General features: G+C 72.5%; 13 protein-coding genes. 8 read left to right on the top strand and 5 right to left on the bottom strand.

The window, feature by feature from the left end; translation table 11 throughout:
• The first annotated feature begins 308 nt into the window (after nt 1–308).
• Nucleotides 309–1,553 carry a low temperature requirement protein A gene (locus ACLJOU_RS36170; protein WP_410573768.1) on the top strand — a complete coding sequence of 415 codons (1,245 nt, stop codon included), beginning with the start codon at nt 309–311 and terminating at the stop codon, nt 1,551–1,553.
• Nucleotides 1,554–1,659: 106 nt separating this feature from the next.
• Here the strand turns inward: ACLJOU_RS36170 and ACLJOU_RS36175 are convergent, their stop codons facing one another.
• From ACLJOU_RS36175 to ACLJOU_RS36185, 3 genes are all read right to left on the bottom strand, one after another.
• A complete protein-coding gene (locus ACLJOU_RS36175; protein ID WP_410573769.1) occupies nt 1,660–2,139 on the bottom strand; it encodes a hypothetical protein in 480 nt (159 codons plus the stop codon).
• Nucleotides 2,136–4,523 (bottom strand): molybdopterin oxidoreductase family protein, encoded by a 2,388-nt coding sequence (locus tag ACLJOU_RS36180; protein ID WP_410573770.1) that lies wholly within the window; start codon nt 4,521–4,523, stop codon nt 2,136–2,138. Before ACLJOU_RS36180 ends, ACLJOU_RS36175 begins: the two co-directional genes overlap by 4 nt.
• 76 nt (nt 4,524–4,599) lie before the next feature.
• Nucleotides 4,600–5,067: a MarR family winged helix-turn-helix transcriptional regulator gene (locus ACLJOU_RS36185; protein WP_410573786.1), complete on the bottom strand. Its 468-nt coding sequence runs from the start codon at nt 5,065–5,067 to the stop codon at nt 4,600–4,602.
• An 87-nt stretch (nt 5,068–5,154) separates the two neighbouring features.
• Between ACLJOU_RS36185 and ACLJOU_RS36190 the strand changes: the two genes are divergently transcribed.
• Genes ACLJOU_RS36190 through ACLJOU_RS36215 form a run of 6 tightly spaced genes read left to right on the top strand, consistent with a single transcriptional unit; the run spans nt 5,155 to nt 12,740 of the window.
• Nucleotides 5,155–5,511 (top strand): DUF6292 family protein, encoded by a 357-nt coding sequence (locus tag ACLJOU_RS36190; protein ID WP_410573771.1) that lies wholly within the window; start codon nt 5,155–5,157, stop codon nt 5,509–5,511.
• Entirely contained in the window at nt 5,492–7,285 is a 1,794-nt protein-coding gene (locus ACLJOU_RS36195; protein WP_410573772.1) for a thiamine pyrophosphate-requiring protein, read from the top strand. The genes ACLJOU_RS36190 and ACLJOU_RS36195 overlap by 20 nt, the downstream gene beginning before the upstream one ends.
• Entirely contained in the window at nt 7,282–8,358 is a 1,077-nt protein-coding gene (locus ACLJOU_RS36200; protein ID WP_410573773.1) for an enolase C-terminal domain-like protein, read from the top strand. Before ACLJOU_RS36195 ends, ACLJOU_RS36200 begins: the two co-directional genes overlap by 4 nt.
• A 13-nt stretch (nt 8,359–8,371) precedes the next feature.
• On the top strand, nt 8,372–11,434 hold the full coding sequence (locus ACLJOU_RS36205; protein WP_410573774.1) for an FAD-binding and (Fe-S)-binding domain-containing protein: 3,063 nt from the start codon (nt 8,372–8,374) through the stop codon (nt 11,432–11,434).
• Nucleotides 11,431–11,745 carry a hypothetical protein gene (locus ACLJOU_RS36210; RefSeq protein ID WP_410573775.1) on the top strand — a complete coding sequence of 105 codons (315 nt, stop codon included), beginning with the start codon at nt 11,431–11,433 and terminating at the stop codon, nt 11,743–11,745. The genes ACLJOU_RS36205 and ACLJOU_RS36210 overlap by 4 nt, the downstream gene beginning before the upstream one ends.
• On the top strand, nt 11,742–12,740 hold the full coding sequence (locus ACLJOU_RS36215; RefSeq protein ID WP_410573776.1) for an SDR family oxidoreductase: 999 nt from the start codon (nt 11,742–11,744) through the stop codon (nt 12,738–12,740). The genes ACLJOU_RS36210 and ACLJOU_RS36215 overlap by 4 nt, the downstream gene beginning before the upstream one ends.
• A gap of 51 nt (nt 12,741–12,791) precedes the next feature.
• Here the strand turns inward: ACLJOU_RS36215 and ACLJOU_RS36220 are convergent, their stop codons facing one another.
• Nucleotides 12,792–13,064, bottom strand: coding sequence for a hypothetical protein (locus ACLJOU_RS36220; protein ID WP_410573777.1), 273 nt, complete (start codon nt 13,062–13,064; stop codon nt 12,792–12,794).
• 13 nt (nt 13,065–13,077) lie between these two features.
• A complete protein-coding gene (locus ACLJOU_RS36225) occupies nt 13,078–13,740 on the bottom strand; it encodes a hypothetical protein (protein WP_410573778.1) in 663 nt (220 codons plus the stop codon).
• Between the two features lie 119 nt (nt 13,741–13,859).
• Here ACLJOU_RS36225 and ACLJOU_RS36230 point away from each other — a divergent pair, with 119 nt between their 5' ends.
• Nucleotides 13,860–14,789 carry a helix-turn-helix domain-containing protein gene (locus ACLJOU_RS36230; protein ID WP_410573779.1) on the top strand — a complete coding sequence of 310 codons (930 nt, stop codon included), beginning with the start codon at nt 13,860–13,862 and terminating at the stop codon, nt 14,787–14,789.
• Nucleotides 14,790–14,998 lie beyond the last annotated feature (209 nt).

Raw genomic sequence — 14,998 nt, forward strand, 5'->3', positions numbered from 1 at the left:
ACTTCGGACAGGACGAGGAACCCCAGGAAGACGTGGCGTTGATCGAGCCGATCAGCAGAAGACATCACGCCCGGCGTCCTTGTCAACCCTGCCGAGCGGCGTTTCGGAAGGCGGGGAGCGAATTGTTTGCGCGGTTCACGCATCGTGTTCCGGCGGTCGCTGTTTGCACATCGTTCAAGCACGTTCGCGCAGCTCCGAGGCCTGACGGGCAACATCCGAGTGTCGCCTTCGCACTGGCGGCAGAATTACCCACAGCTGCCGGCGGGGCGAATTCGGCCATTGTCCGAACGGTGTGTTATTAATTCCCCGTGACCGGAGTGGACGGACGAAGCGGCAAGCGGGTCGGCTGGGTCGAGCTGTACTTCGATCTCGTCTTCGTGTTCGCGGTGGGTCAGGTGGCGCACGGCATCGTCGCGGACCCGCACTGGGCGCGCGCCGCCGCGGCGCTGGGCCTGTTCGCGACGCTCTGGTGGACGTGGATCGGCTTCGCGGTGCTGTACAACCGGCGCGGCGACGACAGCCGCGTCGCCGACCGGCTGTTCGTGCTCGCCGGCACGATCCCCTGCGGGATCGCCGCGACGCAGGCCCACCACGTCTTCGAAGGGCACCCGGCGATCTTCGCCGCGGCGATGGCCGCGGTCCGGCTGATCCTGGCGGCCGCGCACCAGTGGCCGCGCACCGGGGCCGACCAGCGGCGGATCAGCTGGGGCTACGCGTTCTCCGCCGTCCTCTTCGCCGTCTCGGCGCTCCTGCCGCACCACGGGCTGCTGTGGGCGCTGGCGCTGGTGCAGGAGGCCGGGTTCCTGCTGCTCGGCGACCGGCAAGACCGGCGCCGCGGCGAACGGCCCACGCGGGAAAAGCGGTGGCGGACCATGCTGGCGCCGCCGCGCGACCCGAGCCTGGCGGTCGACTCGGCGCACCTCGCCGAGCGGTTCGGGCTCTTCATGATCCTGCTGCTCGGCGAGCTGGTGATCACGGTCGGCACGGCGGCGCTCGAGCGCCCGGCCGACGACCTGGGGTACTGGCTCGCCCTGGCCGGCGGGCTCGTCCTGGCGGGTGCGCTGTGGTGGGTGTACTTCTCCTCGGCGGTGGAGATCTACGAGCGCCTGCTCGGCTTTTCGGGCGGCAACCCGGCGCTGGCGTATTCGCTGTACGCGGGCGGGCACCTGCTGCCGGCGTTCGCGTTGCTGCTGATGGCGGCGGGGGTGAACCTGGCCCTGCACGAGTCCCCGCCCCACGCGGCGGCGTGGTTCACGACGGCAGGCCTGGCGATCTACCTGGCCGGAACGCGGGTCTTCGCGGCGGGGTCGCACCGCTGGTCCTTCGCACTGGCCCGGGTGGCGGCACTGGCGGCGACGGTGAACCTGGCGTTCCTGGACCGGGTGCTGCCGGCCCCGGCGGTGGTGCTGGTGATCGCGGTGTGGGCGGTGGCGATGGCCGTGGTGACGGCGGTACTCCGCCGCCGGAGCCTCACCCACCTCGACCAGGACCCGGTGGCTTTCCTGAGGCAGGTCGCCGACCGGCACGGGACCGACGGGAAAGCCGGCGCCTGACGCACTTCGTGATCGAGTCCGGAACCCGCGTGACCGGAGCCTGATCACGCGAGTTGCGGGCCTGATCACGCGAGTCACGGGGCTGTAGCCGGGCGCGTGCCCTGGCCTAGCTGGTCAGGATCTGCGGCGAGAGGACCTTCAGCATCGCGTTCGTCCACTTCAGCTGCCGCAGCGTCCGCGGGTGGCAGCTGCTCGCCAGCTCCTCGAGCTCGCGATCGCGCGCCGCCTGCGCGGCCTGGGCCAGCAGCTCCCAGTCGAGCGACACGCCCGCCGCGCGGCGGTGCAGGCGGCGCAGGTCCGCCAGCAGCACCAGGCCGGGCTCCGGGCGGCGGCCGCTCAGCTCGGACAGGGCCGTCCGCAGCGGCTCCAGCGGGCCGGGACCCGGGACGTCCTCGGCGAGGTCCAGGCCGTGGGCCCGGCCCGCGCGGGCGATGTCCCGCACGTGCGCCGCCGACCAGCCCGCCAGGTCGCGTGCGAGGTGGTGGATCTCGTGCTCCGCGTGGTGGCGGTCGGACGCCTTCCGCAGGTCCTTGGCCAGCGCCGTCTCCGCGCGGTGCAGTTCCCGCAGGACGAGGTCCAGCTTCATCGGACGATCTCCTCCTCGACGTCGGCGGGCACCGGCTCGACGGCCGGGGCCGGCACCGGGCCGATCCGGCGCAGCGCCGCCGCGGCCGTCTTGAACAGCGGCTGCTTGGACACCGGGTCCCAGTCGGTGAACGTCAGCTCGTTGGCCGCGCGGTCGCCGTCCTTGCCCGCCGGGTGGTCGGTGTCCCAGTAGCCGTAGTGGAACGGCAGGAACAGCACGCCGTCGCGGATGCCGCCGATGCGGACGCGGGCCCGGACCGCGCCCCGGGGCGTCGACACCTCCGCGAGGTCGCCTTCGGCGAGCCCGGCCGCGGCCGCGTCTCGTTCGGACACCTCGAGCCACACCTCCGGCGCCGCCGCGCGCAGCTGCGGGGTCCGGCCGGTCTTCGTGCGGGTGTGGAAGTGGTGGATCGTCCGGCCGTTGACCAGGTGGAACGGGTGGTCGTCGTCGGGGGTCTCGTGCGGCGGGAAGTACTCGGCGGCCTTGAGCATCGCCTTGCCGTCCGGGTTCTTCGCCTGGTACTCGACCGGATCGAGCGGGGTCCCGGTGATCAGGTCCCGGCCGTAGTTCTCGCAGTAGTCCGGCTTGGCCGGGAACTTCCCGTCCGTGTAGAGCCGTTCGGTGCCGTCCGGGTGCTCGGCGGTGCAGGGCCACTGGATCCCGCTGACTTCACGCAGTTTCGCGTAACTCAGGCCGCTGTAGTCGCAGGGCCGGCCCGCCGACGCCCGTTTCCACGCCTCGAACGCCGTCTCCGGGTCGTGCCACTGGGGGAACGGCTCGCCGTCCTTGCCCCGGAAGTCCATCCGCCGCGCGTAGTCCAGGAAGATGTCGAGGTCGGCCCGCGCCTGCCCGGGCGGCTCGACGGCCTTCTCCGACAGGTGCACCGTGCGATCGACGTTGGTGAACGTGCCCGTCTTCTCCCCCCACATCGCCGCCGGCAGCACGACGTCGGCCAGCTCGGCGGTTTCGGTGAGGAACACGTCCTGCACCACGAGGAACAACCGCGGCGAGTCCAGAATGGACCGGATGCGGTTCAGTTCGGGCAGTGAGACGGCGGGATTCGTGGCCGACACCCACAGGAACCGGATGGAGCCGGTCTCGGCGTAGCGCAGCATCTGCATCAGGTGCGTCGGCGGCGCGAAGTGCGGCAGCTTCTCGAGCTCGACGTTCCACACCGACGCGAGCTCGGCCACGTGCGCGTCGTTCGCCCAGTTGCGGAACCCGGTCAGGTCGCCGTCGGCGCCGCATTCGCGCGTGTTCTGCGCCGTCGGCTGCCCGTTCATCTGCAGGACACCGGCGCCGGGTTTGCCCAGCATGCCGCGCAGCAGCACGATGTTGTTGACCTGGACCGCGGCCGCCGACGCCTGGTGCGACTGGTAGAAGCCCTGCAGCACCGTGCACAGCAGCCGGTCCGCCGAGCCGAGCAACCGGGCGGCTTCGCGGATTTCCCCGGCGTCGACGCCGCAGAGTTCCGCGGCGCGCTCGGGCGGGTACTGCGCGGCCATCGCGGCGACGTCGTCGTAGCCGATCGTGCAGCGGTCGATGTACTCGCGGTCGATCCAGCCGTGCTCGATGATCTCGTGCAGGATGCCGTTCATCAGGGCGACGTTGGTCCCGGGCAGCGGCGCCAGGTGCAGCGTCGCCGCCCGGGCGACCGGCGTGTCGCGCGGATCGACGCAGAGCACCGCCGGCGGGTTCGGCCCGGCGAGCCGATCGAGGATGCGCGACCAGAGGACGACCTGCGTTTCGGCCATGTTGTGCCCGAAGAGGGCGATGACGTCGGCGTGGTCGATGTCGGTGTAGGACGACGGCTGACCGTCGCAGCCGAAGGACTCCTTCAGCGCCGCCGCCGCGGTCGCCGTGCAGAGCCGCGTGTTGCCGTCGAGGTGGTTGGTGCCCAGGCCGCCGCGGCAGATCGCGGCGAGCGTGTGGTACTCCTCGGCGAACAGCTGGCCGCTGGTGTAGAAGCCGAGGGCACCCGGACCCTGCTCGTCGAGCAGTTCCCTGCTGCGGCGCACGACCAGGTCCATCGCCTCGTCCCAGCTCGCTTCGACGAGCTCGCCGTTCTTGCGCACGAGCGGCGTCGTCAGCCGGTCCGGCGAGGAGTTGGCCTGCCAGGCGAAGAGGTCCTTCGGGTCGAGGCGTCCGTGGTTGACGCGGTCGTCGGCGCGGCCGCGGACACCGGCGATCCGCCCGTCCTTCACCGCGATGTCGAGCCCGTCGCCGTTGGAGTGCAGCACCGCGGCGCTGCGGACCCAGCGGTCGACGTCGTCCGGCGCCAGGCCGTCGGCGAGGCGGCTGTCCACCCGGACCGGCCACGTCTCCCCCGGCCCGTACGGCGTCCTCGTACCCCAGGGCTGGGCGATTCCGTCACGCTTTCCCACGGCAAGGCCTCCGATCATGCGACGGCTTGCGCCGGATACCCCGCCACTCCGGGGTCAAACCTTTTTTCTGACACACTTAATTTGCGCGACGCAACGATGCACCCGAATCCGATTCGTCCGCTTCGACGACCCGGGCAAACCGTGCGAACGCGGCGATCGCGGCCTCGCGCGTCCCGGGGTCGAGCCGGCCCAGGACGCCGGCCAGCACGCGGCGGCGGTCGCGGTCGACGCGGTCCACGAGCTGCCGCCCCGCCGCGGCCGGAGCGAGCAGCGTCTCCCGCCGGTTCAGCGGGTTGGGGGCTTTTTCCAGCAGTTTCAGCGCGACCAGCCGGTCACACGCGCGGGTGACCGAGGACGGGTTGAGCGCGAGCTCGCGCGCGACCCGGCCCATGGTGACCGGGGTCAGGTCGACCACCACCCGCAGCGCGCGGAACTGGGTCAGCGTCAGCTGCTCGGTGTTCCGCTCGACGGTCGAATCGGCGATCAGCACCATGGCCCGCAGCGCCGCCAAGGCCGCCTCGGTGCCGTCTTGCTCCTGCCACATTTGCGTCACGCAAGTATGATAGACGGCGAAAGCGGGTACAGCGATCCGGAGCGCCGAAGGCGACCGCGAAAGGAGGCGTCCGCGCCGGTGAAACCGGATCCCGGGCACGTCGAAGTCACGGCCCTGCGCGACTACGTCGAGACCGTCGCCGAGCTGCTGCGCGTCGAGCCGGCCGCGTCGTGGAGCGAACCGGGCAGTCCGTCGACCGCCTACATCGCCCTCGCGGCCCAGCGCGCGGGGCGGTTCCTGATGTTGTCGTGGACCGACCGCAGCGGGTGGTGCCTGGCCGTGGAACCGGACGGCGCGGAAGCGCCGTCGGTACTGGTCCGGTGGCCCGAACCGGTGCAGCCGCACCCCGCCGTGGTGGCCCGCCGGGTCCACGAGGCGCTCACCGAAGCGGCACCGCACGCCAAAGGGAGTACTCATGAGCCAGACAGTCGGTGACTACCTGCTCCAGCGCCTGCGCGAGTGGGGCGTCGAGCAGGTCTTTGCCTATCCGGGCGACGGCATCAACGGGCTCGTCGCCGCCTTCGGCAAGGCCGACAACCAGCCACGGTTCGTGCAGGCCCGGCACGAGGAGATGGCCGCCTTCGCCGCGGTCGGCTACGCGAAGTTCAGCGGCAAGGTCGGCGTCTGCATGGCCACCTCGGGCCCGGGCGCGATCCACCTGCTCAACGGCCTCTACGACGCCAAGCTCGACCACGTCCCGGTGGTCGCGATCGTCGGGCAGACCGCGCGCAGCGCGATGGGCGGCAGCTACCAGCAGGAAGTCGACCTGCAGGCGCTCTACAAGGACGTCGCCAGCGAATACCTCGTCGAGGTCAACGTCGCCGAGCAGCTGCCGAACGCGCTCGACCGGGCCATCCGGACCGCCGAAGCGTCCCGCTGCCCGACCGCCCTGATCATCCCCGCCGACCTGCAGGAAGAGGAGTACACGCCACCGCAGCACGCCTTCAAGCAGGTGCCGTCCAGCCCGCCGAGCACGGCGTGGTCCCGGCCGGTGCCCGCGGAGGCCGACATCGCCGCGGCGGCCGAGGTGCTCAACGCCGGCGAGAAGGTCGCCATCCTGGTCGGCCAGGGCGCGCGCGGCGCGGCCGAGGAGGTCCGCGAGGTCGCCGAGGTCACCGGCGCGGGCGTGGCGAAGGCGTTGCTGGGCAAGGACGTCCTGCCCGACGACCTGCCGTGGGTGACCGGCTCGATCGGGTTGCTCGGCACCCGGCCGAGCTACGAGATGATGCGCGACTGCGACACGCTGCTCATCGTCGGCTCGAACTTCCCGTACAGCCAGTTCCTGCCGGACTTCGGGCAGGCGCGGGCGGTGCAGATCGACCTGGACGGCCGGTTCATCGGGATGCGCTACCCGACCGAGGTCAACCTCGTCGGGGACAGCGCGGCCACCCTGCGGGCCCTGCTGCCGCGGCTGCAGTCCAAACCGGACCGCTCGTGGCGCGAGACGATCGAAAAGAACGTCGCGTCCTGGTGGGAAACCGTCGAGAAGGAAGCCGCCGTCGACGCCGATCCGGTGAACCCGATGGCGATCGTTTCCGAGCTGTCGAAGCGGATCCCCGAAAACGCCATCGTCACCGCGGACTCCGGTTCGTCGACCAACTGGTACGCCCGCAACCTGCGCATGCGCGGTGACATCCGCGGGTCGCTGTCGGGCACGCTGGCCACGATGGGGCCGGGCGTGCCGTACGCCATCGGCGCCAAGTTCGCCCACCCGGACCGGCCGGTGATCGCCCTCGTCGGCGACGGCGCCATGCAGATGAACGGCCTCGCCGAGCTGATCACCATCGCCCGCTACCAGCACCTCTGGAGCGACCCGCGCTGCGTGATCTGCGTCTTCCACAACAACGACCTCAACCAGGTCACCTGGGAGCTGCGGGCGATGGGCGGCGCCCCGAAGTTCGAAGAGTCCCAGGTCCTGCCGGACGTCGACTACGCCGGCTTCGCGCTGTCGCTGGGACTTGCGGCCGTCACGGTCGAGAAGCCGGACCAGCTGGCCTCGGCCTGGGACACCGCGCTCACCGCGGGCAAGCCGGCGGTGCTGGACGTGCGCTGCGACCCGGACGTGCCGCCGATCCCGCCGCACGCCACCTTCGAACAGGTGAAGTCGGCCGCCCAGGCCGTGCTCAAGGGCGACCCCGACGCACTGCACCTCGTCGCCCAGGGCGTCAAGACGAAGCTGCAGGAGTTCCTGCCCGGGAAGCACCGGTGACGAGCGTCGAACGGGTCGGCGCCCGGGCCTACCGGGTGCCGACCCCGGCGCCCGAGGCCGACGGCACCCTGGCCTGGGACGCCACCACGATCGTCGTCGTGCACGCCGAAGCCGGCGGGATCCGCGGGCTGGGCTGGACGTACGCCGACGCGGCCTGCGTGCCGCTGATCGACGGCGTGCTCGCGGACGCCGTCCGCGGCCGCCCGGTGCTCGACGTGCCCGCCTGCTGGGCGGCCATGCAGCACGCCATCCGCAACCTCGGGCGGCCCGGCCTGGTCTCGTGCGCGATGTCCGCCGTCGACATCGCCTTGTGGGACGCCGCGGCCCGCTCGCTCGGCCTGCCGCTGAGCAGGCTGCTGGGCCGGGTGCACGACGAGGTCGCCGTGTACGGCAGCGGTGGCTTCACCACGCTCTCCGGTGACGAACTGACCGCACAGCTGGACCACTGGGTGCGGCAGCAGGGCATCCCGCGGGTGAAGATCAAGATCGGTGGGTCGCCGGACCGCGCTCTCGACCGGGTCGCGCTGGCCCGCACGGCGATCGGTGACGACACGGCGCTGTACGTCGACGCCAACGGCGCCTACTCCCCCGGCCGGGCGCGCCGCGTCGCCGAGCGGCTGACCGAGTGGGGCGTCACGTGGTTCGAGGAACCGGTTTCGAGTGACGACCTGCCCGGGCTCGCGGGGACGCGCTTCCCCGGCGGCCCGGACATCGCCGCCGGCGAATACGGCTACGACCTGCCCTATTTCGCGCGCATGCTGCCGGTCGTCGACTGCCTGCAGGTCGACGTCACCCGCTGCGGCGGCTACACCGAGTGGCGGCGCGCCACGGCGCTGGCCGCGGCGGCGAACCGGGACGTGTCGGCCCACTGCGCGCCGAACCTCTCCGCGCACGCCGCGGTGGCCACGCAGAACTTCCGGCACATCGAGTGGTTCGCCGACCACGACCGCATCGAACAGCGCCTCTTCGACGGCTGCCTCGACCCGGCCGGCGGCACCGTGGCGCCGTCGATGACCGCGCCCGGGCACGGTCTGGCCTTCCGCGCCGACGCGGCGGCCGAGTACGCACTCTGAAGGAGGATCCGCGATGGGACCCGTTCAGCTCCCCGATCCGGTGGTGCGCCACGCGGACCACGAAGACGTCGACCCGGACGCGCTCGCCGCGGCGCTGCGCGAACGTGTCGGCGGCGAAGTGCGCTTCGACCGCGGTACGCGCGCCGCGTACTCGACCGACGCGTCCAACTTCCGGCAGGTCCCCCTCGGCGTCGTGCTGCCCCACACGCCCGAAGACGCCGTGGCGGCGCTCGCGGTGGCGCGGGAGTTCGGCGCCCCGGTGCTCTCCCGCGGCGGCGGCACCAGCCTCGCCGGCCAGTGCACCAACACCGCCGTCGTGCTCGACTTTTCGAAGTACTGCCACCAGCTCGAGTCGGTCGACGCCGGCGCCCGGACCTGCGTGGTGCAACCGGGGATCGTGCTCGACGAGCTCAACCGGCAACTCGCCGACACCGGCCTGCGGTTCGGGCCGGAACCGGCGACGCACATGAACTGCACGCTCGGCGGGATGATCGGGAACAACTCGTGCGGGGCGACGGCGCAGCGGACCGGCAAGGTCGTCGACAACATCGCCCGCCTCGAAGTCGTCACCTACGACGGCACCCGCTTCTGGTGCGGCGAAACCAGCGACGAGGAATACGCCGAGATCGAACGCCGGGGCGACCCGCGCGCGGCGCTCTACCGGCAGCTGCGCCGGCTGCGCGACGAGTACGCCGACGAGATCCGCCGCCGGTACCCCGACATCCCCCGCCGGGTTTCCGGCTACAACCTCGATTCGCTGCTGCCGGAACACCGCTTCGACGTCGCCGGGCTGCTCGTCGGCAGCGAGTCCACTTTGGTCACCGTGCTGCGGGCCGAGCTGGAGCTCGTGCCGGTGCTGCCCGAGCGGACGCTCGTGGTGCTCGGCTACCGCGACATCGCCACCGCCGCCGACGCCGTGCCCGCGGTCCTCCCGCACGAGCCCGTCGCGCTGGAAGGCGTCGACCACAAGCTGATCCGGGACGAGCAGATCAAGCACATGAACCCGAAGGCCCTCGGCGAGCTGCCGCACGGGCGCGCGTTCCTGATGGTGCAGTTCGCGGCCGGCACCCACGAGGAAGCCGAGCAGCAGGCGCACAAGATGCTCGACGCCCTGCGCGGCACCGAGCACGAGGCCGACGCCGAGTTCCTCGACGACCCCGCCCGCGAAGACGAGCTGTGGCAGGTCCGTGAAGCCGGGCTCGGCGCCACCGCGCACCTGCCGGGCCGGGCCGACACCTTCGAAGGCTGGGAGGACTCCGCCGTCGCCCCGGAGCGGCTCGGCGAGTACCTGCGGAAGCTGAGCGCGCTGTACGAAGAGTTCGGCTACGCCGGTGACACGGGACCGAGCCTGTACGGCCACTTCGGGCAGGGCTGCGTGCACACCCGGATCCCGTTCGACCTCTACACCGCCGACGGCGTCGCCACCTACCGCCGGTTCATGGAGCGCGCCGCCGACCTCGTCGCCGGGCTGGGCGGGTCGTTCTCCGGCGAGCACGGCGACGGCCAGTCACGCGGCGAACTGCTGCCGAAGATGTTCGGCGAGGACCTGGTGACCGCGTTCGGCCGGCTGAAGGCGGTCTTCGACCCCGGCAACCGGATGAACCCCGGCAAGGTCGTCGCCCCCTACCGGCTCGACGAAAACCTGCGCCTGGGCGCCGACTGGGCGCCCGCCGACCCGCAGGACCTGTACTTCCGCTTCCCGCACGACGGCGGCTCGTTCGCCCAGGCGGCCAACCGCTGCGTCGGCGTCGGCCGGTGCCGGCAGCACACCACGAGCGGCGGGCAGGTCATGTGCCCGTCGTACCAGGTGACGGGCGAGGAAGAGCACTCCACGCGCGGGCGGGCCCGGCTGCTGTTCGAGATGCTGAACGGCCACGGCGACAGCCCGGTCGGCGACGGCTGGCGATCGACGGACGTGCGCGAGGCGCTGGACCTCTGCTTGGCCTGCAAGGGCTGCAAGACCGACTGCCCGGCCAATGTGGACATGGCGACGTACAAGGCGGAGTTCCTGGCCCACCACTACGAGGGCCGGCCGTGGCGGCGGCCGCGGTCGGACTTCACGATGGGCTGGCTGCCCGCGTTCGCCCAGGTCGTCGGCCGGCTGCGGGCCGGCCGCGTGGTCAACGCCCTGACGCACGCGCCCGGGCCGGCCCGGCTGGCGACCCGGATCGCCGGCGTCGAGGACCGCGAAGTCCCGATGTTCGCCGGGGAAACGCTGCAGCAGTGGTTCGCCCGGCGCGGCCCCTCCGGCACCGGCGCCCGCGGAACGGTGCTGCTGTGGCCGGACACGTTCACCAACTCGTTCCACCCGCACGTCGGGCGGGCCGCGGTCCGGGTGATCGAGGACGCGGGGTGGCGGGTGACCCTGCCGTCCGCGCCGCTGTGCTGCGGGCTGACCTGGATCTCGACCGGGCAGCTGGGCGTGGCCAAGCACGTCCTGGCGCGCACGGTCCGCGAACTGGCCGCGCACCTGCACGACGGCGGGCTCGTCGTGGGCCTGGAACCCAGCTGCACGGCGGTGTTCCGCGCCGACGCGGCCGAGCTCTTCCCGGGCGACCACGACGTCCGGCGGCTGCGCGCGCAGACGGTCACCCTGGCCGAGCTGCTCACCGAGCACTCCCCCGGCTACCGGCCACCGCGCCTGGACGCGAAGGCGATCGCGCAGGTCCACTGCCACCAGCACGCGGTCATGGGCTGGGACGCGGACCGGAAGCTCCTCGACGCCGCCGGGGTCGACGCCGAGCACCTCGACTCGGGGTGTTGCGGCCTGGCCGGCAACTTCGGCTTCGAGAAGGGCCACCTCGACGTCTCGAAGGCGTGCGCCGAGCGCGTCCTGCTCCCCCGGGTGCGGGCCGCTTCGCCGGAGACGGCCGTGCTGGCCGACGGCTTCAGCTGCCGCACGCAGCTGCACGAACTGGACAGCGGCGGCCGCGAAGGCGTCCACCTGGCCGAGTTGCTGGCCCGCGGGCTCGACACCGCGCCGCGCCGCCGGCCGCGGCGGAGGCGGAAGACCGTGGCCGCCGCCGTGGCCGGCGTGGCGGCGCTCGGGGTCGCTGTCTCGCGGTGGGTTCGATGACGCGCCGGGTCGCGACGGCGCGGGCGCTGTGGGGCGGCGGGATCGTGGCCGCGTCGCGGGCGCTGCCGCCGGTCCCGCGGAAAGTGGCGCTGGCGCTGGGCGTCCGCCACCTGGCCCAGGCCGCCGCCGTCCTGCGGCGGCCGGACGGGGTGGTGGCCCGCCGGGGCTGGGCGGTCGACGTGGCGCACAGCGTCAGCATGCTCGGCTTGGCCGCGGTGTCCCGCCGGTGGCGGGCCGCGGCACTGGCGAACGCGGTGGTCGCGGCCGCCTGGGCCCGCGCGGCCCGCACCGGAGAACGGAGGCAGAAATGAACCAGGTCGTCGTCGTGACCGGCGCCAGCGGGGGCATCGGCCGCGCGGTCGCGCGGGCGTTCGGGGCCCGCCACGCCCGGGTCGCCCTGCTGGCCCGGGGCAAGGAAGGTCTCGAAGCCGCCGCGGAAGACGTCACCCGCGAGGGCGGGACGGCCCTGGCCATCCCCACCGACGTCGCCGACTTCGAGCAGGTCGACGCGGCCGCCGCCCGGGTCGAGCGGGAACTCGGCCCGATCGACGTGTGGGTCAACGTGGCGTTCACGTCGGTGTTCGCGCCGTTCGGGGAGATCGAGCCGGCGGAGTTCCGCCGCGTCACCGAAGTCAGCTACCTCGGCTACGTCCACGGCACGATGGCCGCCCTGCGCCGGATGAAGACCCGCGACCGCGGCACGATCGTGCAGGTCGGCTCGGCACTGGCGTACCGCGGGATTCCGCTGCAGAGCGCGTATTGCGGCGCGAAGCACGCGATCCAGGGGTTCAACGAGGCCCTGCGCTGCGAGCTCCTGCACGACGGCAGCCACATCCGCACGACGATGGTCCAGATGCCGGCGGTCAACACCCCGCAGTTCTCCTGGGTCCGGTCCAAGCTCCCGCACCAGGCTCAGCCGGTGGCCCCGATCTACCAGCCGGAGGTCGCGGCCCGCGCGGTGGTCCACGCGGCCGACCACCCCCGCCGCCGCGAGTACTGGGTCGGCGGCAGCACGGTCGGCACGCTGATCGCGAACGCCGTGGCGCCGGGGGTCCTCGACCGGTACCTGGCCCGGACCGGTTACCGCTCCCAGCAGACGGGGGCGAAGAAGCCCGCGGACCAGCCGGAGAACCTGTGGTCGCCGGCGGACCAGGGACGCGATTTCGGGGCGCACGGCCAGTTCGACGGGAAGGCGACCCCGAAGAGCGCGCAGCTGTGGGCGAGCCGGCACCACGGTGTCGTGGCCGCGGCCGGTGGCACGCTGGCCGCGGCGGCGCTGGCGGTCTGGCGGCGGGCCCCGTCGTGACCCGCCGGGCCACGGCCCCGGCGGAGTGCCGGGGCCGTGGCCGGTCGGGGGTCAGCAGAAGTACTGGGCCAGGACGTAGCCGCCGTAGGGCGAGTTGATGTGCCACCACACGTTGTCGTTGTGGTTGTCGACGTTCACGCGGATACCGTAGCCGATCGTCTCGCCGGGGATGGCCGCTCCGCCGGGGGAATACCGGACGGTGACGCTGTCCGCGCCGCACTGCCAGCGGATCTCCTGCACCGACGCCCCGGCGACGGCGGGGGTCAGGCCGAGCGTCGCGGCCGCCAGGACACCGGCGGCGATCACGGTCTTCGCACTGCGCATGATGGTTCCTTCCTCAGTCGTTGTCGTTGTACAGCGAGGCCGGCCGCTGGACGCAGCCGATCGGCAGGAAACCCCAGCCGAGCACGGAATCGCGGACGACGACCGCTTGGCCGTCGCGCGTGGTGAAGCGGTAGCGGACGCTGCCCTGCGGCGCGCCCGCCGGCGTGGCCCAGTGGCCGCCGTTCGCCGTGAAGTCGGTGCCGTGGAAGTAGTTGAAGTACAAGGTGCACGTCGGGTCGGCCGGCACGGAGCTGCCGTCGGTCGCCTGGTGCGCCGGGGCGTTGTAGTCCCGGCCCACCGTCAGCCGGTGGGAAAGCGACCCCTGCGTGGTCGCCGAACAGCTGTCCGCGGTGGGCCCGAGATCGGCACCCATCGAGCCGGGGAGCACCCAGCCGCACATGTTCACCGTCGACTGCGCCCGGCCGAAGTGCCAATTGGCGCTCGTGGTGACCTCGTTGTCGAAGCTGTCCCCCGGCATGGCGCGGCCGAGGTAGTACCCGCTCGGCTTATTGACGATCCAGCTGCCGCCACCGTCGATCGGCGCCCCGGTGCTCGGCGACGGCGCCGTGACGATCCGGTGCACTTCCCCGGCGTGCGCGGCGGGCCCCGCCGTCAGCAGCGCCGATGCGGCGAGCACCGCCACCCCGAGCCCGGCCGGCATTCGGAGTTTCCCCATTCGCTCCCTCCTCTCATTCGGTAATCGGTGACCTCACCGAATGGTTTCTAGTGAACGGCTCGCGGCCGCGGCTAGGGTTCGGGACGCATCCGGATGGATCCGGACGGAATGGGGTGAAGATGCCGACCGGAACGACCGAACAATTGATCAATGATCTGCGCGCGATCCGCCGAAGAAACGGCATGCCGAGTTTCTCCGAGCTGGCCAGGAGAACCGGCTACCCCCGCAGCACCCTGCACGACGCACTGAAGGGCGGCCGCCTGCCGGCGTGCGACCTGGTGGTGGCCCTGGCCGAGGCGTGCGGAGAACCGGGGCCGGTGTGGAAGGAACGCTGGATAGCGGCCTCCGCCGAGGTCGAAGGACCCCGCGGAGAGACACCCGGCGAGCCCTCGGGACGGCCGTTCGGCAGCCACCCCGCCAGACCCGGCGAACCGCGCCCGACGCCTCGAGCCACCTCCACCAGCCGTCCGGGCACACCCGGCGGACAACACCCGGCGCCTCGAGCCACCTCCACCAGCCATCCCCACGCACCCGGCGATCGGCGCCCGACGCCCGGCGAACGGCACCCGGCCGTCGAAGCGATCCCGGCCGAACTCCCCGGCGAACCGCACTCCGCCCGTCCGGCGGTGTCCGGCAGGCGTCCGGAACCATCCGGCGGATCCCCCACTGCCTCCGCCGAGCCCGCGCCGGGGCACGGCGAGCCTGCTGGCCGCCGGGGCGCGTGGCTACGCGCGCGGCGGGTCAGCGTCGTCACCGCGGTGGTCGCCGGTGCGGTCGCGGGGCTTGTCGGCGCCGCCGTCGCGGTCCTCAGTGCGCGCGGCGAACCGTGCGCGCCCGCGCGCGAATACCGGGTCACCCGGGCCGGGGCGGTGCTCGATGCCGTCGGGAGCCCCGTCGGCGAGGTCCGCGTCGCCGACGTCGTGCAGGTCCGCACCATGGCCCACGACCGGTACCCGCACCGGTACTTCGGCACCGTCGCCCGGACCGGCGTCAGCGGCTACGTCGACGAGGCGAAGCTGGCCTTCACCGCGCCCGTCTGCACCGCCTGACCGGCGCGCCTCGGCCGAAAGGACGAGGCCGCGGTGCCCGAACCACCCCTTCGGCCGAGGTGACCACGCCTTCGCCTTGCCTAGTGCCTCGGCAAGGAACGTTGACGTGGTAACCGTGTCGCGTGGACATCCGAGCTGGTGATCGCGAGGCTGGCCGGTGGAGGTGAGCCATGGCGCGCCAGCCGGAGGTGTTCGCGCGGTCGTTGGAG

The sequence above is a fragment of the Amycolatopsis sp. cmx-4-61 genome (assembly GCF_046548775.1).
In the GTDB taxonomy this organism is placed as follows: domain Bacteria; phylum Actinomycetota; class Actinomycetes; order Mycobacteriales; family Pseudonocardiaceae; genus Amycolatopsis.